General features: G+C 44.4%; 22 protein-coding genes. 13 read left to right on the top strand and 9 right to left on the bottom strand.

The window, feature by feature from the left end; genetic code table 11:
- Positions 1–132: 132 nt before the first annotated feature.
- The 3 genes from B3S92_RS03480 to B3S92_RS03470 all read right to left on the bottom strand — a co-directional run bounded on the left by B3S92_RS03480 (position 133) and on the right by B3S92_RS03470 (position 3,655).
- The gene (locus B3S92_RS03480; RefSeq protein ID WP_077450117.1) at positions 133–462 is read right to left on the bottom strand and encodes a chaperone modulator CbpM; all 330 of its coding nucleotides are present in this window, start codon (positions 460–462) and stop codon (positions 133–135) included.
- Between the two features lie 28 nt (positions 463–490).
- Positions 491–1,516, bottom strand: a complete 1,026-nt coding sequence (locus B3S92_RS03475; RefSeq protein WP_296202766.1) for a J domain-containing protein — start codon at positions 1,514–1,516, stop codon at positions 491–493.
- A 144-nt stretch (positions 1,517–1,660) separates the two neighbouring features.
- Positions 1,661–3,655: an ABC-F family ATP-binding cassette domain-containing protein gene (locus tag B3S92_RS03470; RefSeq protein WP_296202765.1), complete on the bottom strand. Its 1,995-nt coding sequence runs from the start codon at positions 3,653–3,655 to the stop codon at positions 1,661–1,663.
- A gap of 383 nt (positions 3,656–4,038) precedes the next feature.
- On the opposite strand from B3S92_RS03470, the gene erpA reads away from it, so the two are divergent.
- From erpA to def, 6 genes are all read left to right on the top strand, one after another.
- The gene (erpA, locus tag B3S92_RS03465; protein WP_296202763.1) at positions 4,039–4,368 is read left to right on the top strand and encodes an iron-sulfur cluster insertion protein ErpA; all 330 of its coding nucleotides are present in this window, start codon (positions 4,039–4,041) and stop codon (positions 4,366–4,368) included.
- Between the two features lie 370 nt (positions 4,369–4,738).
- On the top strand, positions 4,739–6,328 hold the full coding sequence (gene gshA, locus B3S92_RS03460) for a glutamate--cysteine ligase (protein WP_296202761.1): 1,590 nt from the start codon (positions 4,739–4,741) through the stop codon (positions 6,326–6,328).
- Positions 6,329–6,422: 94 nt separating this feature from the next.
- Positions 6,423–6,938 (top strand): disulfide bond formation protein B, encoded by a 516-nt coding sequence (locus B3S92_RS03455; protein WP_296202760.1) that lies wholly within the window; start codon positions 6,423–6,425, stop codon positions 6,936–6,938.
- 96 nt (positions 6,939–7,034) lie between these two features.
- Positions 7,035–8,534, top strand: coding sequence for a UDP-N-acetylmuramate:L-alanyl-gamma-D-glutamyl-meso-diaminopimelate ligase (mpl, locus tag B3S92_RS03450; protein WP_296202758.1), 1,500 nt, complete (start codon positions 7,035–7,037; stop codon positions 8,532–8,534).
- 342 nt (positions 8,535–8,876) lie between these two features.
- Positions 8,877–9,122 (top strand): GlsB/YeaQ/YmgE family stress response membrane protein, encoded by a 246-nt coding sequence (locus B3S92_RS03445; protein WP_077450124.1) that lies wholly within the window; start codon positions 8,877–8,879, stop codon positions 9,120–9,122.
- A 225-nt stretch (positions 9,123–9,347) separates the two neighbouring features.
- The gene (gene def / locus B3S92_RS03440; RefSeq protein WP_077450125.1) at positions 9,348–9,878 is read left to right on the top strand and encodes a peptide deformylase; all 531 of its coding nucleotides are present in this window, start codon (positions 9,348–9,350) and stop codon (positions 9,876–9,878) included.
- 104 nt (positions 9,879–9,982) lie between these two features.
- On the opposite strand, the gene dapB is transcribed toward def, so the two are convergent.
- Positions 9,983–10,807, bottom strand: coding sequence for a 4-hydroxy-tetrahydrodipicolinate reductase (gene dapB, locus B3S92_RS03435; RefSeq protein WP_296202756.1), 825 nt, complete (start codon positions 10,805–10,807; stop codon positions 9,983–9,985).
- A 234-nt stretch (positions 10,808–11,041) separates the two neighbouring features.
- Positions 11,042–12,172: a molecular chaperone DnaJ gene (gene dnaJ / locus B3S92_RS03430; RefSeq protein WP_296202755.1), complete on the bottom strand. Its 1,131-nt coding sequence runs from the start codon at positions 12,170–12,172 to the stop codon at positions 11,042–11,044.
- Between the two features lie 221 nt (positions 12,173–12,393).
- Between dnaJ and B3S92_RS03425 the strand changes: the two genes are divergently transcribed.
- Positions 12,394–13,053, top strand: coding sequence for a DUF2939 domain-containing protein (locus B3S92_RS03425; protein ID WP_296202754.1), 660 nt, complete (start codon positions 12,394–12,396; stop codon positions 13,051–13,053).
- A gap of 61 nt (positions 13,054–13,114) precedes the next feature.
- Here the strand turns inward: B3S92_RS03425 and B3S92_RS03420 are convergent, their stop codons facing one another.
- Positions 13,115–14,233, bottom strand: coding sequence for a thioredoxin fold domain-containing protein (locus B3S92_RS03420; RefSeq protein ID WP_296202752.1), 1,119 nt, complete (start codon positions 14,231–14,233; stop codon positions 13,115–13,117).
- Between the two features lie 161 nt (positions 14,234–14,394).
- Complete coding sequence (locus B3S92_RS03415) at positions 14,395–15,099, bottom strand: pseudouridine synthase (RefSeq protein WP_296202751.1); 705 nt, start codon at positions 15,097–15,099, stop codon at positions 14,395–14,397.
- Between the two features lie 237 nt (positions 15,100–15,336).
- Between B3S92_RS03415 and B3S92_RS03410 the strand changes: the two genes are divergently transcribed.
- The 4 genes from B3S92_RS03410 to B3S92_RS03395 all read left to right on the top strand — a co-directional run bounded on the left by B3S92_RS03410 (position 15,337) and on the right by B3S92_RS03395 (position 19,687).
- Entirely contained in the window at positions 15,337–15,954 is a 618-nt protein-coding gene (locus B3S92_RS03410) for a YigZ family protein (protein ID WP_296202750.1), read from the top strand.
- A gap of 125 nt (positions 15,955–16,079) precedes the next feature.
- Positions 16,080–17,204: a YheT family hydrolase gene (locus B3S92_RS03405; protein WP_296202749.1), complete on the top strand. Its 1,125-nt coding sequence runs from the start codon at positions 16,080–16,082 to the stop codon at positions 17,202–17,204.
- 116 nt (positions 17,205–17,320) lie between these two features.
- A complete protein-coding gene (locus B3S92_RS03400) occupies positions 17,321–17,863 on the top strand; it encodes an acyl-CoA thioesterase (protein ID WP_296202748.1) in 543 nt (180 codons plus the stop codon).
- Positions 17,864–18,178: 315 nt separating this feature from the next.
- Positions 18,179–19,687: an MATE family efflux transporter gene (locus tag B3S92_RS03395; protein WP_296202747.1), complete on the top strand. Its 1,509-nt coding sequence runs from the start codon at positions 18,179–18,181 to the stop codon at positions 19,685–19,687.
- Between the two features lie 80 nt (positions 19,688–19,767).
- Here B3S92_RS03395 and B3S92_RS03390 read toward each other — a convergent pair whose 3' ends face one another.
- Positions 19,768–20,751: a tetratricopeptide repeat protein gene (locus B3S92_RS03390; protein WP_296202746.1), complete on the bottom strand. Its 984-nt coding sequence runs from the start codon at positions 20,749–20,751 to the stop codon at positions 19,768–19,770.
- A 215-nt stretch (positions 20,752–20,966) separates the two neighbouring features.
- Between B3S92_RS03390 and B3S92_RS03385 the strand changes: the two genes are divergently transcribed.
- Positions 20,967–21,902: a COG2958 family protein gene (locus B3S92_RS03385; RefSeq protein WP_296202744.1), complete on the top strand. Its 936-nt coding sequence runs from the start codon at positions 20,967–20,969 to the stop codon at positions 21,900–21,902.
- A gap of 84 nt (positions 21,903–21,986) precedes the next feature.
- Positions 21,987–23,027: an NAD(P)H-dependent flavin oxidoreductase gene (locus B3S92_RS03380; protein WP_296202743.1), complete on the top strand. Its 1,041-nt coding sequence runs from the start codon at positions 21,987–21,989 to the stop codon at positions 23,025–23,027.
- 65 nt (positions 23,028–23,092) lie between these two features.
- Here B3S92_RS03380 and B3S92_RS03375 read toward each other — a convergent pair whose 3' ends face one another.
- Positions 23,093–24,049 carry an alpha/beta fold hydrolase gene (locus B3S92_RS03375; protein WP_296202740.1) on the bottom strand — a complete coding sequence of 319 codons (957 nt, stop codon included), beginning with the start codon at positions 24,047–24,049 and terminating at the stop codon, positions 23,093–23,095.
- Between the last annotated feature and the right edge of the window lie 360 nt (positions 24,050–24,409).

Genomic DNA, 24,409 nt, shown 5'->3' with positions numbered 1-24,409 from the left:
TTATTTTGTGGAATTGGTATAATAATCCTATTAGCATTAAAAAAGAGGCCCCAAGATAGGGCCTATTTTTTTGGTAATTTGTCTCTTTCTAAAATAGCTGGTAGCAATAATTTCGCTAAACCATAAAGCCCCTTACTGTGACTTTATCTCAACCTCAATGGTATGCACAGACTGCATTGAGGCTTGCTGCTGACGCTTAAACTGACGCAGCTGCTCGACTTCTTCTAACAGCTCTAAAATCAGTCCAATGGCTGGAATACTGGCATCAAAATCACGGCTCAAGCGCGAGGCTCGGCGCACTGTCGCCAACTGATAACCGGTAAATTGTTGGGTTTCTGGCACATCATATTCGATGACATTTTCTTCTATTAACGCCATTACCCAGCTACGCTCGGCACCACAAGCAGCAACGAGCTCATCTAAGGTCATGATAATATCGTTAAATTCATTAGAATGTTTCATGATAACCGTCCCTCTTATAGTTATATTTTTAGCGCTTTATCGTGATGTCAGCGAAGCTTTGTTTTAAGGCCTCATAAGCTTGCTGCTGCGCTTCGGTACTCACCTCTGGGTTAACAATATTTAAGGTAAGGTATAAGTCGCCTGCTTGCTTGGCTGGAATACCTTTGCCCTTAACCCTTAAGTGACTCCCGGACTTACTATTTTTGGGAATGTTAACCCCAAAAGTCCCGGCTGGGGTACTGACATTAATCTTCTCCCCTAATGCCGCTTCCCAAGGGGTAATATTGACCGTTTGATAGACATCTGTGCCTTCTAGGCGAATATTGTCATCATGTTGAATCATTACTTTTAAGAACAAATCCCCATTTTTACCCCCTGCATAGCTGGCTGCACCTTGACCACTTAGACGAATTTGCTTGCCTTCGGTGATGCCTTTAGGGATTTTTATCTTCAAGGTTTTTTGTTCATGACTTACTGTCCCGTCTGGCTGACGGGTAGGCACATTTAACTTAATACTGTAGTCATCGCCCTTATAGACTGAATCTAAACTGACGCTAATCTCTGCATGTTGGTCTTGACCAGGCGTAGGCCCTGCTTGTTGAAACGCATCACCAAAATGGTCATAGCCCTCAAAGCCAGATTGCGCCGATTGACGAGAGGACTTAGCCCCGCCTCTGCCACCACCGAAGGCTGAGAAGATGTCATCAAAGCGGAAGCTGCCACTGCCAAAGGGGGCCCCTTCGCCAAACTGATCTTTGATGTCTTCCCATCTAAAGCCCCCTTTTCCGCCTGCACCGCCAAAGCCACCTGAGCCTCCGAAACCACCCGCTCCTGCGAAGGGATTGGCCTGCATCGCATCATATTGCGCCCGCTTCTCAGGGTCACGTAAGGTCTCATAAGCATTGTTAATTTCTGCGATTTTTTCATCCGCATCTTTGGCTTTACTGACATCGGGATGATATTTACGCACTAACTTACGGTAAGCCTTTTTAATATCGTTTTCTGAGGCATCTTTACTGACCCCTAAAACGTCATAAAAACTTTTTTCTGCCATTATTATTATCCTTTTAAGCGTTTTAATCTAAAAAACCAGCTCTTAGGGTTATATATAAGGGCTGTTAATGACTATTTCACCGTTCATCAAGCCAAGTTTATTGATTTTATAGCCAGAGAGCCCCACCACTTTATCACGCTAATCTTACGGTTCATACTGCTCAAGCTCGGTCATGGCCATCAGCATCTGCTCCTCAAGCTCAGCTTGTTGCTGTTGTAAGGAAGCCTGCTCATCGAGTAGCGTTAACAGCTCGTCTTTACGGGCCTCCTCATACAGCGTGGTATCGGCCAGCTTTAATTCTAAATCCGCCAAACCATCGACCACTTTATCTAGTTTTTTCTCAGCTTGCTCAATACGCTTCCGGATCGGCGCTGTTAGCTTACGCTGCTCTGCCGCCAATTTACGACGCTCTTCTTTGCTAAGCTGTGGCTCTTCTGCCTTCGCTTTGGCTTCTGCTGCTTTTCTGTCTTCTTCAGCTTGCTTAGCGGCTTGATTAGCGCTCGCTTTGGCATCACGAGACTCTTTGGCCGCTTCTTTGGCATCTGATTTACGCTGCTCAGACAACCATTTGCCATAGTCTGAGACATCCCCTTCAAACTCTTGTAGCTTACCATCATGTACCAGATACAGCTCATCACAGACGTTGGCAATAAGTTCACGGTCATGCGATACCAGCACCACTGCCCCGGCAAACCCTTGCAGCGCCATCGTCAACGCTTGACGCATTTGCAAGTCCAAGTGGTTGGTGGGCTCATCTAGTACCAATACGTTTGGCTTTTGCCACACGATTAATGCCAAGGTCAGACGCGCCCGCTCTCCCCCTGAAAAAAGCTTGCTTGGGGTATCAATGCGATCACCGCGGAAATCAAAACTACCTAAAAAGGAACGCAAATCAGCGTCAGAGGTCTTGCCAGCGATACGGCGCATCATAATCATCGGCGTGGCTTCGGCATCTAAGCTGTCCATTTGATGCTGGTTAAAGTAGCCGATATTTAAGGTGTCTGACACCTTATAACTGCCCGTCAGCGGTTCAAGCTCTCCGACCAAAGCTTTAATTAAGGTGGATTTACCGGCCCCGTTCATCCCCAATAGACCAATACGGGTATCGGGGGTAATCTGTAAGCTGGCGTCCCTTAAGATTGGTGTCTCACTGTAGCCAATGTCAGCTGACTTCAGCGAAATCAAGGGCGAGCTCATGTGATTGGGCTCATAAAACTGGAAGGTAAAAGGGTTGTCTGCCATGACCGGAGACAGATCCGCCATACGCTCTAACTGTTTCAAGCGACTTTGTGCTTGCTTGGCTTTAGAAGCTTTGGCACGAAAGCGGCGCACGAAGTCTTCTAAATGCGCACGGGTAGTCTCTTGTTTTTCGTAAGCTTGCTGCTGCTGCGCCAGACGCTCACTACGGGTACGCACAAACTGCGAATAGTTACCGGTATACAAGGTCAAACGCTGGTTTTCCACATGGAGAATATAGCTGATGGTGGCATCCAAGAAGGTTTGGTCATGCGAGATGAGCAGGACCGTGCCATCAAATTTGGCAATCCACTCTTCTAGCCATAAGATAGCATCTAAGTCCAAGTGGTTGGTGGGCTCATCGAGCAACAGCAAATCGGCGCGACTCATCAAGGTTTTCGCCAAGTTCAGGCGCATACGCCAACCCCCAGAGAAATCATTCACCGGCAACTCGTGTTGGTTGGGCTGAAATCCCAGACCGGCCATAATCTGCGCCGCTGTGGTGGGAGTGCGATAACCATCGATGTCATCAAAGCGTTGATACAGCTGGGCAATCTCGGCATCGCTTAAACTGTCTGGCGCCATCATTTTTTGATTCAGCTGATACCACTCTTTGTCACCGCTTAATACGTAGTCGATGGCAGGTTGACTGCTACCTTCAACTTCCTGGGCCATGTGCGCCACTTCCCAACCACTGGGAATGCTAATATTACCGGCATCCACGGTTAACTCATCAGTGGTCTGCTCCCCCATATAGGTTAGAATCACCCCAAATAGCGTAGATTTACCAGTACCATTATTACCGGTTAATCCCACTTTTTGACCAGGGTGGATCTGAAAGGTGGCGTCTGAAAATAAGATTCTGCCATCGCGGCGGACACTGACTTTGTTAAATTCAATCATGGATATTAATCACTTTTTGGTTAATGCTAAGCGGAATAGACAGCTTATGGCTTACAATGGGGCTCATTCAAAATTTGCAAAAAAAACACAGTTTATCTGCTAAGAGGCATTGAAAATCAAGCATTATGCCTCATTATGTTATACTGAATGACTAATTATTTAAATAATCGTAAAATCAGTACAATACAGGACCTTTTAAGGGCCTAGATAAAAGCAATCTGTTGTTGAAGCACGCCCCTTGTAAAAAATTTACCCTCATCTTTATCGTAAGTTACCTTTATAACAAACCGTCTTCAGAAAAACAGTTTCTTTCTTGTCGGACACAGTACTAAACCAGATTTTGATTTTACGTTAAGTGAAGTTTTACACTTTACGAGGATACTATGACTACCATTACCCTAACTGACAGTGCGGCGAATAAAGTTCGCAAATTACGTGAAGAAGAAGGCGATCAAAACCTTATGCTACGAGTGTATGTTACCGGTGGCGGCTGTTCGGGGTTTTCCTATGGCTTTAACTTCGCTGAAGAAGAAGGCGATGATGACGCCAGTTTTGAAAACGAGGACGTTACTTTATTAGTAGACTCACTCAGTTATCAATACCTGCAAGGCTCAACGGTAGATTATACAGAAGGACTAGAAGGCGCCCGCTTTGTGGTGACCAACCCTAATGCGACAACCACTTGTGGCTGTGGCTCTTCATTCTCTATCTAAACAATCCATGGGTGGTAACCCCATTACAGTAATAAACACCCGTGACAGTAATAAAAAGTATTATCATAGCCGCTACAAGCTCTAGTTTATATTGTAGCGGTTATTTTTTTATTAAATTTTAGAAAAACTTACAGCTTTTACTTTTACAGCTCTTACTCTATTGAGATTTCGCTGAGTATTGACCTAGCTTTTGGCTGTTGTTTGGCTGTCATTTGTAAACGCGCATGATTTTTTAATAGGTTTAAGCTACACTAAATCGATATATAAGTGGCTCAATTAAGCCTATAAAAACTACTTTATCCCACCTAAACTTTGTTAATTCATCTAAATTAATGAGTCGTGGGGTACTTATTTGATTTTGAGATATAGTATGACTGATGTAACCGACAATTCAATTAACCCAAACCGCGCCTCACTTATTCCTTCTTGGCTCTCCAGCAAGCATCTATCCAGCATGCTGCGGGGTATTGAAAAAGAAGGACTAAGAATGCAGTCGGATGGCTTTTTGGCCCAAACACCGCATCCTGAATCACTAGGCTCAAAGTTAACTCACCCCTACATTACTACCGACTATTCTGAAAGCCTGCTAGAGCTTATTACCTCTCCAAAGCCTACGGTGGCCGAGACCCTAAACATGCTACGTGAGCTGCATGTCTTGGTATATCAATCCCTTGAAGAGGGGGAGCTGATGTGGCCGCTGTCCATGCCTTGCATGCTCTCCTCTGATGATAATGACATTCCTTTGGCAGAATACGGCAGCTCTAATGTGGGCCGTCTAAAAACCTTATATCGTAGCGGTCTAGGCATTCGCTATGGCCGCCGAATGCAAACCATTGCTGGACTGCATTACAACTTATCTTTTGGCGATGACTTATTCACAGCTTGGCGAGACAGCTTGCCCGAGCAAGAGCAGGCAGAGTCGTTAACTGAGTTCAAAAACATAAAGTATTTAGGCCTCATCCGTAACTTCAAGCGCATGAGTAGCTTGGTGTTGTACTTAACTGGCGCCAGTCCTTCAGTGTGCCCTTGCTTCCTTACCGGACGCGAGCATGACTTAGAGCTGATGAATAAAACCACTTACTACAAGCCTAAAGCTACCAGCTTACGTATGAGTAAGCTTGGCTATACCAATAGCGTTCAAGACCAGCTGGATATTCGTTATAACAATTTGCCGGAATATGTCGCTGGATTACGCAAAGCAATCAACACTCCCTTCTCAGGCTTTAGTGAGCTTGGCTTAGATGATGAGCAAGGCAATCCGATTCAGATTAATGACCATATCTTGCAGATCGAAAATGAGTACTATAGCCCTATCCGTCCGAAGCAAATTGCAGAATCAGAAGAGACCCCAAGTCACGCCTTAGAAGCCCGTGGCATCGCTTACGTTGAGTTTAGAGCCGTTGACCTTGATCCTTATAGCGATATTGGTATCCGAGTGTCGACCGCCTGTTTCTTAGAGGTGTTGGCGCTGTATTGTTTATTAGCGGACTCCCCTGATCTGTTGCCAGAAGAAGACGATCTTTTGGCAGAAAACGTGGAAAGAGTGGTTAATAATGGTCGTGAACAGGGCTTAACCATTAAAACTCCTGACGGCGAAGTGGCGCTTAGTGAGTGGATGAGAAAGCATTTAGAAGCTATGTTGCCTCTGGCCACTCTGCTAGACACCGAATATGGCGGCAATCATTACCGAGTTGCAGTGACCCTAATGTTAGGTAAAGCGGTCTATCCAGATGCGACCTTGTCCGCTCAAGTGTTGGCTGATACAGAGAAGCTTGGCAGCACCTGGAGTCTTGGTCATGCCCTAGCCTTGCAGCATCGTGAGTCTATTATGCGCAGCTCTTTAAGCCCAAATACACAGGCAAGATATGAGGTATTGGCAGAGAAATCTTGGATACAGCAACAAGATCTTGAGAAAAACGACACCCAAGACTTCTATGATTATATCCAGCAATACCGCTAACCCTTTGTCCTGATAATTATTACAACGGCTTGGCTGTCACTGTCATTAAAGTTTGGACATTTTTACTATTAACTGTTGCCAAGGAACACCCTGCATGGCCCGTTTGCTAACTTACCGTGCTCTTAATTCTATTTTGGTTTTATTTGCTGTCATCGGCATGGCTTTCGCCATTTTGTTTTTGCAAAACTATAAAGGGCTTGAGCCTTGCCCGCTGTGTGTCTTTCAACGGATTGGGCTGATGTTAATGGGGGTCTTCGCTCTTATTGCCGCCATTGGAAATCCAAAAACCAAAGCCATACAGCTGTTATTATGGTTAGGCTCAATGGCCGGTATTCTTTGGTCGGCAGGTGTGGCAGCGCGTCATGTGTGGCTACAGCATCTACCGCCTGATCAGGTGCCTTCATGTGGCCCAGGCCTAGACTACTGGTTAGAAGCTTTGCCCATGAAGCAAGTCATTAACCAAGTACTGTCTGGCTCAGGGGAATGTGCTGAAATCAGTTGGCGCTTCTTAGGACTCTCTATCCCAGAGCAAGCCCTTATCTTGTTTAGTGCTTTAATTTTGGTTAACCTACTGGTTTTATGGCGCATTATAAAAAATCAAACCGTTTAATCGTTTAGGCCCTTAATAAAGGCTATAGTTACTAAAGCCGTGACCCTAAAGCTGGCTTTCCCATTTTCATTTACGTAGATAAAAATAAGAGGTTCCATGCACGTTCATATTTTAGGTATCTGTGGCACATTTATGGGCTCACTGGCATTATTGGCTCGTGACCTGGGTCATACCGTCACGGGATCAGATGCAAACATTTATCCGCCGATGTCCACTCAACTTGAGCGCGCTGGAATTACTATCCAAGAAGGGTATCATGCCAGCCACTTACAGCCTGCGCCTGACTTGATTATCGTGGGCAACGCGATGAAACGCGGGATTGAGGCAGTAGAATATATGCTGGATGAGGGCATCCCTTATACTTCAGGTCCTCAGTTTTTGTCAGAGCATGTGTTGCAGCACCGTCACGTGTTGGCAGTTGCCGGAACCCATGGTAAGACCACGACCACTACTATGTTGACCTGGGTGCTACACTACTGTGGTATTGATGCCGGCTTCTTGATCGGCGGCGTACCTTTGGTCGACAGTGAAGATGAGAAGTTGACCCAAGCTTTTGCTCATAGTAGCTACTTGGGTGCTGATAAAAACGCTCAAGGCGAACGCGGTTACTTCGTTATCGAAGCCGATGAGTATGACTCAGCCTTCTTCGATAAGCGCTCAAAATTTGTTCATTACCGTCCTCGCACCGCTATTTTGAATAACCTTGAATTTGACCATGCCGACATCTTCAAAGATTTAGAAGCCATTCAGACCCAGTTCCATCATATGATTCGTATGATTCCGAGTAGTGGTCAAATCATCATGCCGGGCAACACCCCTAGTCTTGAGGCTACTATAGACAAAGGTTGTTGGACCCCTATCTGGCGTACTGAAATCACAGATAGTGCTCAAGCAGATAGAAATACTGACTGTACTTGGCAAGCCGAGCTGATTGCAGAAGACGGCAGTGAGTTTAAAGTGCATTACCATGACCCTGAAAGTGGTAAAACGCTCAGTGGCAAAGTACATTGGGGCATGAGTGGCCGTCATAATGTGGAAAATGCTATGGTTGCCGTCGCCGCTGCCTTCAATATCGGTATCAGTGTGGAACAGGCCTGCGAAGCCTTGTCTCAATTCTCAGGCATTAAGCGTCGTATGGAATTAATTGCCGATCTACAGCTTTCTACTGCTACCAAAGTCCAAGTATTTGATGACTTTGCCCACCACCCCACAGCGATCACCACTACCTTAGATGGTGCCAAAAAGAAACTTAAAGCTGCCAAAATTTGGGCCATTATTGAGCCCCGTAGTAATACCATGAAGCTTGGGATTCACAAAGACAGCTTAGCGGCCTCTGCGCAACTGGCAGATGAAGTTATCTGGTATGAGCCTGCCGGATTAGAGTGGGGTCTGACTGAGGTGGTGGGTAATGCCACCAATATCAGCAATAAACAGTACGTAATGAATGACACGCAAGCCATCATTGACCATCTAGTCCCTCAGCTGGGCCAAGCTGGGAAAGATGATGCGGTAATTATCATGTCAAATGGTGGCTTTGAAGGCATTCATCAACGCTTATTAGCGGCTCTAGAAACTGCAAAAACTGCGTCAAAATAAGAGTTTTTTAGCCAATACGCTAAAAGCTAAATAAAGCCCCATGACTTTTATAAACCCCCTAACTTTTATAAAACAGTTAGGGGGCTTTTATTTGGGCCCAGCTTTTAGTTTGATAGCATTTGAGCTTTGAACGATAAGACGTCATAAAAATTTGTCTTCGTTTTACAATCAGTTAACCAAATATAGCTACTTCTTTTCAATTTGCTAGCAATTATCACACAGCCAGTACATGGTTAACAATTTCGCCTTACCAGTCCTTGCCAATATTGATTACAATCCTAGTTACAATATTTTCAAGACAAATAAAAAGTCTTCAACATTATAATTTAAGGAAAGTAAGTCATGATTTGGACAATTATTATTGGTCTAGTTGCAGGCCTATTAGCACGAGCTATCAAACCAGGTAATGATGCGATGGGTTGGATTATGACCATTGTTTTAGGTATTGCCGGCTCTTTCGTGGGTGGCTTTATCGCAAGTGCCATTGGAGTAACCAGTGATGGTAACTTTATTGGTCTGGCCTTCTCAGTAATTGGGGCTATTATCCTACTGTTCATCTATGAACTGATTGTTAGTAAAACCTCTTAAGCTTGATTCCTAAGCTTAATAAAGGCACAGCTATTACGGGTTAATAGTTGGCCAATTATAAAACGTATTTAGGGCATTGCGCCCGGTTTTACCTTAGCGGACTTAGTGATAAGTCCGCTTTTTTTGCCCTTAAGCCCTTGATATTTATCTCTTCACCCCTCATTTAGTTAGGTATAATAGCTAAACATCCTAATTTAATTTTAATTGACACCTATGTGATTTCCTATGGCCATATTACCTATTTTGAGTTATCCAGATCCTCGTCTGCGTACCATTGCCGAGCCGGTGAAAACCGTTGATGCCGATATCAAACAGCTCATCGCGGATATGATTGAGACCATGTACGATGCCAAAGGTATTGGACTGGCCGCCACCCAGGTTGACCGTCATATTCAGCTTATCGTGATGGATTTGTCTGAAAATAATGACTCACCACGGGTGTTTATTAACCCCAAGATTACCCCTTTGGTTGAAGATAAAAAGCCGTATGAAGAAGGCTGCTTGTCTGTGCCGGATGTTTACGATTCAGTAGAGCGCCCCGTTAAAGTAAAAATCGAAGCTTTAGATGGTGAGGGCAATGCCTTTGAAGAGATCGCAGAAGGCTTACTGGCAGTGTGTATTCAACACGAGATGGACCATTTGAATGGGGTTCTTTTTGTGGATTACCTCTCGAGCTTAAAACAAACTCGGGCCCGTGATAAAGTACGAAAATACCTCAAAGCCCGTGAAAAACAGCTTGAGAAATCAAAGGCTTAATTTGTCTAATTGGTGATCTTTTTAAGCTAACCTCATCAAACACAGCTTATAAAAAAACACCCTTTGGCCAGTGGCGAAAGGGTGTTTTTTTGAGCTGTTTTTGACTACTTTAAGCCTAAGACATCTTGCATGTCATAACGCCCTGCTGGTTGGCTGACAATCCAAGTCGAAGCCCGTACCGCTCCTGCAGCAAAGGTCATACGCTCACGAGCATGGTGCTTAATCTCTACCATCTCGCCATCTGCAATCAACATCACACTGTGGTCGCCAATAATTTCACCCCCACGGATGGCATGAATACCGATCGAACCCGGCTTACGCTCACCAGTCTGTCCTTCACGGCCATAAATGGCCACTTCTTTTAGATTCTGACCCCGCGCTTCTGCAGCGGCGTTGGCCATCATAAATGCTGTTCCTGAAGGCGCGTCTACCTTGTGCTTATGATGCGACTCGATCACCTCGATGTCTGCGGTATCCCCAAAAGCTTTGGCCGCCATTTCAATCAATTTCAGCGACACATTAACCCCAGTTGAGTAGTTGCCTGCGTAAACCACTGGAATTTGCTCACAAGCGCTGTCTAAAGCTTGCTGCTGAGCCTCACTTAGCCCTGTGGTACCGATAACCATGGCCACCTTATGCTGAGCACACAGCTGCACGTTCTTCTCGGTAGAGTCTGGCAGACTAAAGTCAATCAACACATCGATTTCACTGAGTTCAGCTTCTAAGTTATCACTCAAAGCCACCCCGTTTTTATCTAAGCCCACCAACTCGCCGGCATCGACACCCACCAAACTAGATCCACTACGCTCGATAGCAGCGGCAAGTTGAGTTTGCGGATTTTGGGTAACCGCTTCAATCAACATGCGTCCCATCCGTCCGCCAGCGCCAATGATGCCTACTTTGATAGGCGTTGAGCTTGAGTCTGTCATTTTTTATTTTCCTTAGTTCAGTGCTATTTACGATAACCAAATTAATCCGATGAATAATAATAGCATGATTGCAGAGTCCGCTGAATTTGTTAACCTTGAAATCTGCTTTGTGGCTATAAAATTTCACTCATTATATAAAAAAGCCTCCCGAATCGTTATGGATCGGGAGGCTTATCATCAAGCTGGCTTTATTTGAAATAGAGGCAGATTGCTCCTACTACATTGTTGTTATTATTAGTCAAATAAATCGCCTAGCTTTTCGAAGAAAGATTTTTTCTTAGGCGACTGATGATGCTTGCTGTCGCCATCTAGCGTGTCTTGGAACTGACGCAATAAATCTTTTTGTTCACGGGTTAAGTTCACTGGCGTTTCTACCATGATGCGGCAAATTAAATCGCCCTTCATGGTAGTGCGAACTGGCGTCACCCCTTTACCACGCACCCGTAGCAGTTTACCGCTTTGGGTACCCTCTGCCACTTTAACCTTCACTTTGCCATCAAGCGTTGGGATTTCTACTTCTTTACCTAGAGCTGCATCGGTGATACTAACCGGTACATCCATATAAAGGTCTGCGCCTTGACGTTTGAATACTGGGTGCTCTTTGACGCGAACTTCAACGTATAAGTCGCCATTTTCAACGCCTGCCCCACCAGCTTCGCCTTCCCCAGCTAAGCGCACTCTGTCGCCATCATCTACCCCAGCTGGGATAGAAACTTCTAAGGTGCGTGATTTGTCTTTTACGCCGCTACCATGACAGTCGTTACAAGGATTCTTGATCTCTTGGCCGGTGCCGCCACAGTTTGGACAAGTCTGCTGTACCGCAAAGAAACCTTGCTGCATACGCACTTGGCCATGGCCGCCACAGGTGCTACAGGTTTGAATATCAGAGGAGTTTTTGGCGCCTTTACCATCACAAGTTTCACAAGGAGCAGGAGCAGTAAAGCTGATTTCTTTTTTGCAGCCTCGTACGGCCTCTTCTAAAGTAAGCTCAATGACGTAACGTAAGTCTGAGCCACGGCGTTGACGACCGCCCCCACGAGATTGACCAAAGATGTCACCGAAGTTACCGAAGATATCGCCAAAGATGTCTTGGAAGTTACCGGCACCAGCACCCCCGAAGCCACCGCCGCCCATGCCGTTCTCAAACGCGGCATGCCCCATACGATCATAAGCTGCCCGTTTGTCTTTATCATTTAACACTTCATAAGCCATTGAGGCTTCTTTGAATTTGTCTTCAGCATCTGGATCATCAGAGTTACGGTCAGGGTGGTACTTCATGGCCAGCTTGCGGTAGGCCCTTTTAATCTCACGTTCATCTGCGTTTCTATCAACGCCTAAAACTTCGTAAAAATCTCGCTTACTCATGGAGGCTCCTATCAATATGCCCAGTAGGTTTCACGTGAAACATAGTCATTCACGGTAACCGTTGGCATTAAATTCGTTATAACCCATAAAGGATTTAAATAAATCAAAAAATTAAATAATACTTTGCCTGTTTAATGGTGACAAACACCTCAATTATCAAGCGGTTATGCTAAAATCACCGCATTATCCTTATAATTTGGCACAGTTAGCGGCTTCACCTTATGAAATCATTAAAACTCTTCTTAATAACTTTGCTTATTGTGGCCGTCGCCTTGTTCGCCGGATCGCCTTACTACACGGCTTATCAGCTCAAAAAAGCTTATGATGCCAATGACGGTACCGCCCTAGTCAGCCATATAAATTTTGATCAGCTGCAGCCCAATATTCAAAATCAATTAACCACCAAATTCAGCAGTACTTTGCAGCAGTATCCTTTGGTAGCCCAATTGGGCGGTGATGCCTTGGAGCAAGCTGCCGATGACCTCATTGTTCAGTCCGTGAATAAAGCGGTTACTGCGGACAATATAAGCGCTCTAATTGACACCCAAGGCCAAGCCAATCAAGCCACCAAAGAGTTGGCCGCTGCTTGGGCCATCGCTAGTAATAAAGTAGATTTAAAACAGCTGGTGCAAGACCTGATTATCCAGCGCGGTGACATTCAAGTGGTTATCCAAAATCAGACGCAACAGGTAATGAAGCAGCAGGCTAATGAGCTGCAAAATCATGTGGAAAGTGGGGAGGACAGCGCCCAACCTAAGCTGTCTTATTGTGGTATGAACTGCTTCACGATCTCAGGTCAAGTAAAGGGTTATCCGTTAACATTAGAGATGCAGCGCGAAGGGTTATTGGGCTGGAAAGTGGTTAATGTAGTATTGCCGTAAAAGCTCACAGACCGTGAGCTTCATTGCGCAGCAGATTATCTTAGTTTTAAGTCTTTAAAAGTTATTGCACCCCTAAGAAGGCTAAAAAGCCAGGGTCTTGGTAAGGCGCATTGAATTGCACCCCATCTTCACGATAAATGGCCGGTGTCGCAAATACCGCAAGGCCGGCCGCTTTCCTATGATTGTCCTTCATATGATTCACTGTGTTATTGGCACAAGTCTTAGCCACCGCCTCCCCCGCCATTGCTTTATCTAAAGCTTGGCGACGAGCCTGTTTATCAGTCTCACACCAAATTTGACGCATCTGCTCCGGCGACTGATCATAATAAGGATAGCCGATTACTTTTACGGTGATGCCTTTGGCATTTAGATTGGCCATGTCCTGGTGCATGATCCGGCAATAAGGACAATTAATATCGGTGGCAACATAGATTACCGCCTGCTCTTTAGTGGTAGCAGGATAGATGACCAAGTTATCCTCATCCAGTTGCGACAGCACATGCAAATTCTTCTTTTTTTCAAAGTCGGCATCTAAGCCAGCAAATTGACCATTTTTGATGACTGAAACCTCACCGCTAGTAAAGACGCTGGCCTCGGTATTGGTAATAAAAGGCTGGCCATTAAAAGTAGTGCCCCAAATGACTCCAGGCACTGCAGTATGATATAACGCCACCTCAGGAGTAATGTTTTTTAGTAAGCTGCTGTTGGCTAATATGGAAGCTCGCAGCTCTTTGCTAACCGGCATGCCACTGAGCGTCTTGCTCGGTGCTTCTTTTGGCGGGGTAGATTTTTTTGGACTGGGGTTGGCATTTAGCTCACCTTGCAAGATGTAGTTACCATCCGCGGTGATATGCAGCGGCAGTTGCGGCTCGGTCCCAGGGATTTGAGCCAGCGTAATCTGATACATAGAAGGCAGTTTTGAGGGCGTAATTGAGGTAATGGGAGCGGTCATGCCTGCCCCCTGAAGCAGTTGCTTGATCTTCTGCTTTTGCTGCTCAGTTGGTGCTTTTAGTTGTGTGTTGCTGTTTGCCGCTATCTTGTCATAGGCATTATTAAATACTTCTAGATCAGCCTGAGCTGAAGACATTATCGCAAAAGGGGAAAGCGTAATAGAGGCCAGTAACGACAAAGCCAAAAACTTATTCCTTGTTGCACTTGGCTTTTTTGAAAAGTGTGGCATGAAAGCTCCTAAATAGACATCAATTAACTATAGAAATTTATATAATAATAATATCCTATCTATCTTACCCAGATGACTCTATTCGTTACTTTTTGTTAGACAAAAAAAACGGGCACCTAAAGCGCCCATTTCAATAAAAAACTAACTAAACTTACTATCAATTAGAAGCTATTTACTTCATCTTCGGTCAAGAAGCGGCTCTCACCCTTCTCCAGACCTTCTAAAGTAATGCCGCCAATACTGGCACGGTGTAGCTCAATCACTTTATTACCGAAGTAGCCCATCATCCGTTTCACCTGATGATATTTGCCTTCAGTTAAGATAAGACGAGCATGGGTCTCATCGATAAACTCTAACGTCGCTGGTTTGGTTGGCTCGTAATCTCCGTCCAACAAGATACCTTGAGCTACCTTCTTAACCGCATGGGCCTGCTCTGCTTCATCCATGGGATCCGCTAGGGTCAGCTCATATACTTTTTCATGCAAATGACGAGGACTGGTCACACGGTGTAGCCAACTGCCGTCATCACTTAGTAGTAAAGCCCCTGTGGTATCGACATCTAAGCGACCCGCAATTCGCAAGTTACCCAGCTCAGGTATGGCAATAAGCTCGGTCACCATGGGATACTCTTTGGGCTTTAAAGTACATTCAAAGCCTTCAGGCTTATACAGCAGTAAATAACGACTACCGGTGGCAACGCATAAAGGCTCACCGGCCCACATTACTTCATCATTGAGCACATCAACATGCACACTGCCATCTTTTACCACTTCATCATTGACCGTAATCTCACTGGCATGGAGCACTTTTTTGGCTTCTTTACGCGACAGCTCGGTGGCCTTACTGATAAATTTGTCTAAACGCATTTATGTTATCCTTGGCTTTATAACTGATATAGTTATGCTAGATATAATTTGGTTATATACCTTTGCTTAAATGAAACTGTATCGGGTTATAAATATTTTTGTGTTACTACAGATGTAGATTATATGGTCACCAGTTTACCACACCCACTGTCCGTAAAATTGATGACTTTTTTTAATCCCATACTTTTTATTCCAGTGCTTTTTTATACCAGTCTCTTTTAATAAGAGTTAGCCTTTATGACTTATCAAACTTTAGCCGCCCCTGTTACTGCCCGACTTGACATTAAGAAGTCAGAATTTATCACCTATGCTTATCCGGTACACAGCCGTGAAAAAGCTATGTTTCACGTGGAACAATTGCGTGAAAAGTATCCTGATGCCCGTCATCATTGCTGGGCCTATATTATCGGTGACCCTAATAACACGACCAGTGCCGGATTTGATGATGATGGTGAGCCCAACGGTACTGCAGGGCGCCCTATCCTAAATGTGTTGCAGCACAAAAGTATTGGCAATGTCATTATCATCGTAGTGCGTTACTTCGGCGGTATCAAATTGGGCGCTGGCGGTTTGACTCGAGCCTATGCCGGCTCCGCCCAAGCGGCGGTAGATGAAATGGTCTTAACCCCTTATGTCCCAATGGCTCAAGTGCAAATTGAGGCAGATTTTGCTAACGAATCACAAGTGCGTTATGTGGTGGAAGACATGGGCGGTGAGGTTGGCGAAGTCGCTTATAGTAAGGCAGTCACTCTGACCGTTACCCTGCCTGAAGCTGATATACAGACCTTAAAAGAACGACTGGGAATGGACGGCAGGGTGCTTGAGGAAACAGAAAATGAAGCCGATGAGGATTAACATAATATAACAAATTTCAGTAACCAATCGTTCACTAAAAAAGGTTGGTTTTTGTCTACTTTGAGTCCATCATAAGGGCATTCATCTAACAATCTTAATATTAACAATAATCAGAGCGATCCCGTATGCTGTCTCAGTTAAAACAAAAAATTAAATCTAAATCAAAAGTTGAGTTTGATTCTTCTAAAGAGAGTTCAAACACTGCGAATAAATCCAACTCTCAGACTAAAGTTACCTCAAATAACACTGAAGGGCCTAGCTTTACGCCTACTCCTTTTGATCCCCCTTTTTGGCTAACTAATCCCCATTTGCAAACTATTCTGCCCAAGTTTTTTACCCCAAAAGCACCGACTTATAGACGCGAAATTATCCGCGATTCACTAGATGAAAGTGATGTGGCCTATGACTTTTATGATGCCCATCCGCTAGCCAGCACTGAAGAGCAATTGGAACAAACGCCGTTAGTAGTGCTGTTTCACGGTATGGAAGGCAGCAGTGACAGCCACTATGCCCGCGCTTTGGCGCATCAGATCCATGCTCAAGGGTGGCACTTTGTGGTAGCCCACTTCCGTAGCTGTGGCGGTATTCCTGCCAGCGGCCGGGTATTTTATAACGCAGGGGATACCGATGAAGTACACCACATGCTACAAATACTAAGCCAAAAATATGAAAATATTTATACCGTTGGGGTGTCGCTTGGCGGTAATGCTTTAGCAAAATATATGGGTGAATATGCTGAAGAAGCGTGCTGTAAAGGTGCTGTGTCTATCTCCTCTCCGGTAGACATGTCATCAGCAGCAATGAACATGCAAAGTTTCTTGGGACAGAGAATTTATACCCCGTATTTGCTCAATCCCATTATCAAAAAGGCATTAAAAAACGAAATCAGCGACGAAGAAATTGATGCCATTAAAGCGGTCGATCGTATCAGCGACTTTGACCATATCTTTACCGCTCCCCGCCATGGCTACCGCTCAAATAATGATTATTATCGCAGTGCTTCTGCCCTGCCCTATTTAATCGATGTGGCAAAACCGCTGTTATTAATCAGTGCGATGGACGATCCTTTTATTGGTTTCACCGCTACTCAAAATGATGTCTCCGAGTCGGTAACCTTAATAGACACGGCGCATGGCGGTCATATTGGCTATCTACGCTATTTGGCAGATCAGAAAAAGTTCGATATTAATTGGATCCCAGAAACCGTAGTAGATTATTTTAATTTTATTGGGATAGCGATCCAATCATAGGGCTAGCAAATTGACTAATACCAGTGAGCTGTGACGGTCTAGGCACGTCTGCTGCTTTGAAATGGAGATTATTTTCAGCATAATCGATGCCCTAATCTAATTTTTGAGACTGTCATATGTACCCTTTTTATCGTTATACCAAATCTATTGTCAAAGCGATTTCCGCTCATAAAAAAGGCGATACGGTTGATCTTACAGATACTGCAGAGATGACGTTTCGCTGCAGCCTAACCGATATCGACAACTTTATTGAGATGAATAACGGCCGCGTGTTTACCTTATATGACCTTGGCCGTACCGATTTTGCCATTCGTTCTGGACTCGGTAAAAAGCTACTCGAAAACCGTTGGGGCTTAGTGGTCGCTGGCAGTACCATCCAATATCGTAAGCGTATCCGAGCCTTCAATCTGGTCACCATCAAGACCCGTATTGCCGCCATTGATGAGCGCTGGATTTATGTGGAACAGTCAATGTGGGTGAAAGGTAAGCCTTGCTCTACTGCGCTGCTGCGTACCGGAGTGACCAAAGGCGGCCGTGTCATTGAAAGCCAAAAAGTATTAGATGCTTTGGGCAAATCGGATTGGAAAATGCCGCCCACAGGATACGTGGCAGAATGGATTGAGAGTGATGCTGATCGTCCTTGGCCGCCGAAGGGCTAACTCTAATTAATACCTGTATCGCACTATCTGTATCATATTCAGACTACTAAAATTGAGAGCTTACCAAAAACGGTACGCTCTCTTTTTTTGTGCTAATTATTTTTATTAAATCTCCCCACTACCTGGAGAGATGACGGGGTTTTTCTAAAACAGGTAAAAAATAAGACAGAGAACTGTATCTATCATATAAATATAATTACAGCTCTAATAAAGACGCTACAAGCTTTATCCTCTATGATAAGCGTTTATGTTAATTGGCCTCTAATTTAACTGGTCAATAATTTAACACCCCCTAGAGACATGAGAGGAAAGACATTGAGTGACCCAGCTTCTACCGGCAAACAGCGTGACCTTACTGAAGGGTCGATTGCCAAAACAATGCTCTTATTTGCCCTACCCACCCTTGGATCGTCGATACTACAGTCGTTAAACGGTTCGATTAATGCCGTCTGGGTAGGTCGATTCTTGGGTGAAGAAGCGCTTGCGGCGACCGCGAATGGTAACATTCTGATGTTTATACTGATCTCCTTCGTTTTTGGGTTCGGTATGGCCTCTACCATTTTGATTGGTCAAGCCATGGGACAACGTGACCATACGATGGTTAAAAGAACCATGGGAACCGCGTTGGGCAGTATCATTCCCATAACCGTGTTATTGGCTGGCGTAGGCTGGGTATCTTCACCGCTGTTGCTCGAGCTTCTAGGGACACCATCCAGTGCCTTTGACTTGGCTTTGACTTATTTGCGCATGATTTTTCTTGCGATGCCAGTTACCCTCACTTTTACTTTAATGACAATGGCCCTGCGCGGAACGGGCGATTCCACGACCCCACTTTGGTTTATAGCCTTGTCGGTGGCGATAGATTTGGTTTTGACACCGATGCTTATTACTGGGGTAGGTCCTTTCCCTGAATGGGGTATCTTTGGCTCAGCCTTTGCAACAGCGATGGCCAACACTGTGGCGCTTATTGGCATGGGCATCACTTTATATCTACGTGGGTCTATCTTAACCCTTAATAAATCAGAGCTACACTTTTTACGACCCGATAAAAAAATCCTGTCCTCGATGTTCTCTAAAGGGCTACCGATGGGACTGCAAATGGTGGTTATCTCCTCAGCAGCATTGACCATGCTGTCGCTGATCAACCGCGAAGGGGTTCAAACCACAGCAGCCTATAGCGCCACCCAGCAACTTTGGACTTACGTACAGATGCCTGCTATGGCGCTAAGCGCTGCAGCGAGTGCGATGGTGGCTCAGAATATCGGCGCCAATCAGTGGGACAGAGTGTCAGCGATCACCCTCTGGGGGCTTATTTTTAATGTGATATTGACCGGATTGCTGATTGGAGTCCTAACCGTTTTTGATGAGGCTGCCCTAGGTCTGTTCCTTGGTACGGATAGTCCCGCAGTAGGCATTGGCACTCATATTCAACTTCTGGCGACATGGGGTTTCTTATTCTTTGGGGTCGCCCAAGTATTATTTGGTACCATGCGAGCAAATGGCTACGTGATTTGGCCCTTGATGGTTATGGTCATCTCTATGTATCCGGTGCGTCTGGGCTTTGCTTTTGGCCTATATCCAATACTTGGTTCCGATGCCCTTTGGTGGTCATTCCCAGCAGGCATGGTAGCCACCGCCGTAATGGGGGTAGGACTGTATCTGTATGGGGCATGGCGCAAAGGCAAGGTGTTACCTCCTAAAGAAGCCGCTCAAATCACTGAAGGCTACCGCGCTCAAGGAAGCTGTAGTTCGTCGTGTCGTGATATCACCCCCACAACAGCTTGGGAGCGAGAGGAACAAGAGGGGGCGACTCGTCGTTCTTGACTAGGATATCACTGTCTTAAATAAAAAAGAGCTATCAATTTGATAGCTCTTTTTTTAGATTGAATTTGAAGCTTCAACTATTAATCAATTAACTCTCTGTAGATTTCACAGGCCTCTTTATAACCGTTATCACAAGATTTACCGTACCATTCTTTTGCCTGTTCTATGTTCTGAGCCACTCCCTCACCGTAATAATACATACCTGCCAAATTATCTTGGGCAATTTCATTACCTTGTTCGGCCGCCATCATATAATAATCAAAGGCTTTTTTATAATCTTGACGGGCATATTCACCATTATAGTAAATAACCCCTAAATTATTTTGTGCCATATCATAACCTTGCTCGGCAGCCTTTGTATACCATTCGATGGCCTTTTTATAATTCTGCTCTACTGCCTCTCCCTCTTCATAAAACACTCCTAAGTTGTATTGAGCGGTAGAATTACCTTGAACAGCAGCCTTTTGATACCAACTAAAGGCCTCTCTCTTATCCTCATAAACTCCCTTTCCTTGATCATACATATATCCTAAAGAAAGTTGAGCATCAGCGTGCCCTTTTTCAGCAGCAACTCTCAACCATTTAGCTGCTTCATCATAGTCTCGAGGTACTGCCTTACCTTCATAATACATTTCTCCTAAAAGATACAAGGCGTCGTTATCTTTTTGATCAGCCGCACTAAAGGTCCACTCTAGCGCTTTATCATAATCAATACCGTAATCCCCATCATAGCCATAGTAGTAAATAAACCCTAAATCTACTTTAGCTTGTAAAAAACCTTGGTTTGCTGCTTTTTCATACCACTCTATAGCCTTTTGATAGTTTTGTGCTACGCCATTCCCATAATAATACAGTTCACCCAACTCATACTGAGCAGCTGGATCCATTTGCTGCGCTCTATTAAGGATGTCTCTAATTTCAGCTGCCGTGTAAGTTTGAGTGCTTTCTGGCTTGTTAAGCTTAGTATTTTCATCAACTGTTATCTCTGCCAACGCTGGCATACTCATTACAACAGCCAAACTAAAGATACTGGCTTTTCTGATTAATAATTCTTTGAAGCTCATAATTAGTCCTCTAAACAGAAGTATATCTGTAACTTTTATTAACCAAATATTACAGCATGTTATCCTAGTCTCAAACACTATTTTTTGTTTTTCTAACAGAGTTTAAAGACATCCCTATCCTATAGACTTACTATCAGTTAAAAGCTTTGTATATCTAAATTTTTGCTAATATAGAAAGATAGACTTTATTATGGGTTCACTGCTAGGAAGATAATATGACCACTCGTGTACAGATGATAATAGAAACTTTACGCGATTATCCCGACCAAATGTTTACCGCTAGAGAGCTAGCGGAACTATTCATCGAACGCTATCCCGAAGACTTAGAGGAAAAGAGAAAGAACCCTCGTTATAAAACTGAAGAAGACCTCATCGTACAACTTGCGGCAGAGATTGGCGGTGAGCGTACCGAGACAGCCAAACGTTTGTGCCCCAATGTAGCTACTCAAGATAAACCCAGACCTAGAAAGTATTATTGGCAAGCGATACCTGAACACCCTTATCTCATGGTTGAAGAAGAGGCTGATGATCTCGACGAACCTATTGAAAGCCTACCTTCCAATTTAGCTTCTTTTAGCGAACATGATTTGTATCCTTTGCTCATCTCCTATTTATCAGAAGATTTGGGACTGAACTGTCGTAGAATCGATGAACGTAAATCTAGAAATATGCGTGGCTCAGGGGGTAATCACTGGCTACATCCTGATATTGTTGCATTAGAGACCCTGGATAAAGGGTGGAGTGAGGTTGTCCGAGCTTGTGTCCGAGGAAGTAATGATGCGGTATTTAGACTTTGGTCTTTTGAGGTAAAAAAGACTTTAAATAGAAGTAATGTCCGCAAAAGTTTTTTCCAAGCTGTCTCTAACTCAAGTTGGGCAAACTTCGCTTACTTAGTGACTGCAAACTTAGACTCTGCTGTAGAAGCGGAACTACAAATGCTTTCAGGTTTACATGGTGTTGGCGTACTGCTACTTAATCAACAATCTTTATTTGATAGCCAAATCCTGATTCCTGCAAGAGAAAGAACTAATATTGATTGGCTGTCAGTCAATCGTATTGTTGAAGAAAACAGCGACTTCGAAGCCTTTATCGATCAAGTAGGTATCTATAGTCAGACTGGAAGGCTCACTAAAAGTTTATGGAATAAATAGTATCCTTACTATTCTAGCCACTCACTCGGCAAAAACACACTGATTGTTCAATGAAATTATTTAAAAAATAAAAAGGACACCGCCATGACCCTACTCAAGACCCTAAATCTAACCTGCCCTATCGTCCAAGCACCCATGGCTGGCGGTGCAACGACACCAGAACTTATTGCTGCGGTAAGTAACTTTGGTGGATTAGGCAGTCTGGGAGCAGGCACTACCGCACCGGCGAAAATTCAGGAACAAATTCAGCAAATTAGAGCCTTAACTGATAAACCTTTTGCAGTAAATTTAATGGTGCTGTCAGAAGCTGAATCGACTGCCTTTGATGCGCCGATACCTGAGTGGCTCCAAGCCTATTATGAGGAGCAAGGTATTGAGCTGACTTTGCCTAAAAACCCAGCCCAACTATTTGAAGCCCAGTTGCAAGTGCTGTTAGATAATCCCGTACCGGTAGCAAGTTTTACTTTTGGTATTATCAGCAAAGAGCAAGTAGACGCGCTACAGGCAGTAGGAAGCAAGGTTGTGGGTACCGCAAACCACCCAGAAGAAGCCAAAGCTTGGGCTGATATTGGCGCAGATGCAGTGTGCGTACAAGGCGTGGAGGCTGGTGGACACCGAGGCGGTTGGCTACCCCAAAGCGAACAAGACCCATTAGGCTTACTAACCTTAATCAGTCAAACCAAAGCAGTTACTGACGTCCCTTTAATCGCAGCTGGAGGGATTATGAATGGGCAAGGCATTAAGGCAGTGCAAACCGCAGGAGCAGAAATGGCGCAACTGGGTACCGCCTTCTTAGCGACAACCGAGAGTGGGCTGAGCAGCGCTTATAAAACTGAGCTGTTAAAAGCTTCCACAGGAGAGCGTAGCAGTCAAACTTGTCTAACCCGTTTATTTTCAGGGAAACAAGCGCGAGGGCTGGTGAATGATTATCTGATCAAATATGCAGCGTATGACAACGACAGCCTACCTGCCTACCCTCAGCTTAATGCCATGACCCAGCCTATGCGTGGCGCTGCGTCTAAAGCAAACAATACTGATTATATGTCACTTTGGGCCGGACAAGGCGTGGCCCTAATTCAAGCTGAGCCAGTAGCGACCTTGATGCAGCGATTGGTATCCCAGTAATAAAAAAGGCTAACAGAAGCCCGCTTCTGTTAGCCTTATCCTAGATTTACATATGCCTTAATTTATTACTGCTTTGGCTGTCGCTTTAGCGACTCTCGAAAGGCTTTATAGTCATTTGCCGACTGTTTCACAGCTTCTACCATCGGCGCATGCCCTATCTCTGGCATCATAATAACCTTAGCTTGTGGGATCAGCTTCGCTATGTAATCAGCCGTCTCGGGTTTGATGACTTGGTCTTTCTCGCCCCATACGACTAAGGTCGGTATGTTATGTTCTGCGATAATCTTAGCCTCGTCTTCCATACTATCAACAACAATTTGTTTTAATATTTTGGCCTCTAACTGTTGGTTGTCTATTCTTTCTTGTGCCATTATCGCTTTAAATGTTTTTGGAAGATAAGGCGGTTTATTCATGACCAACTGCATCATGTTTTCAAAACCTTCAAAGTCTTTTACCAATAATGGGTTGTCATCCAAGGTGCCACTTTGCAGAGCATCGGCTAGACCCACTGACAAAAATCCCCCTGTGTCGATTAACCATAAGCTTTTAACTTCTTCTGGATACAAGCTTGCATAGGCAGTACTGATTGTTCCCCCCATTGAGTTACCACCGACATGTAGGTTGGACGCCATACCTTTGGCTTGCATCAACTCATGCAAACGCTCAGCTTGCGCTTTAGCTTGATAATCTGCATCCATAGGTTTGTCAGACTCACCAAAGCCTAGCAAATCAGGGATAATCACGTGATAGTCTTTAAACTCTTTGGCGATAAAGATAAAGTTATCTTTATTAGCCCCAAAACCGTGAATCAATAATAAGGGTTCACCTGAGGTATTTTCATTTTCTGCATAAACCAACGTCTCACCTGTCGACAGCTTATGAGATTTAATCGCTAAGTCAGCCTTGTTGCGTTCGTGCTGTACTAACTTTTGGGTAGTAGCGACCGTTATCGAATTTGGGGTTGTACAGCCGATTACGGACAAAGCCAACACTGCTGCAAGCCCTTTTTTTAATAATGTCATTATTGCCCCTTAGTTAAATAAGTTATTGAATGATTAGGGTGTTTAAAATAATTGCCACAGTCATAAACCCCGCAGACCAAAGGTCCACTGAGAAATCGACCGTTCTATTAGTTAAAGCTAAGATTAATAATACCACTTTTGATTCATATTACTATTGTAAATTATCAGGGTATCTAGGCGGACCATTAGACAGATTGTGGAGGACAGAAGAGAGTGGAATAGGCGACCGCCTACCCTGTATAGATTTGATTTGAAGCAATCTAAGACAGTAAATTCAATTATTTGGAATAACAGTTATATAATGCACAGTATTCACAGTAATCTACCCCCTAAACACTTGTTTTAGCCAACGATCGAATC

This window comes from Psychrobacter sp. UBA3962, assembly GCF_002385225.1.
GTDB lineage: Bacteria > Pseudomonadota > Gammaproteobacteria > Pseudomonadales > Moraxellaceae > Psychrobacter.
Note: the sequence above shows the minus strand (reverse complement) of the source record. Positions and strands in the feature narration are given on the sequence as shown.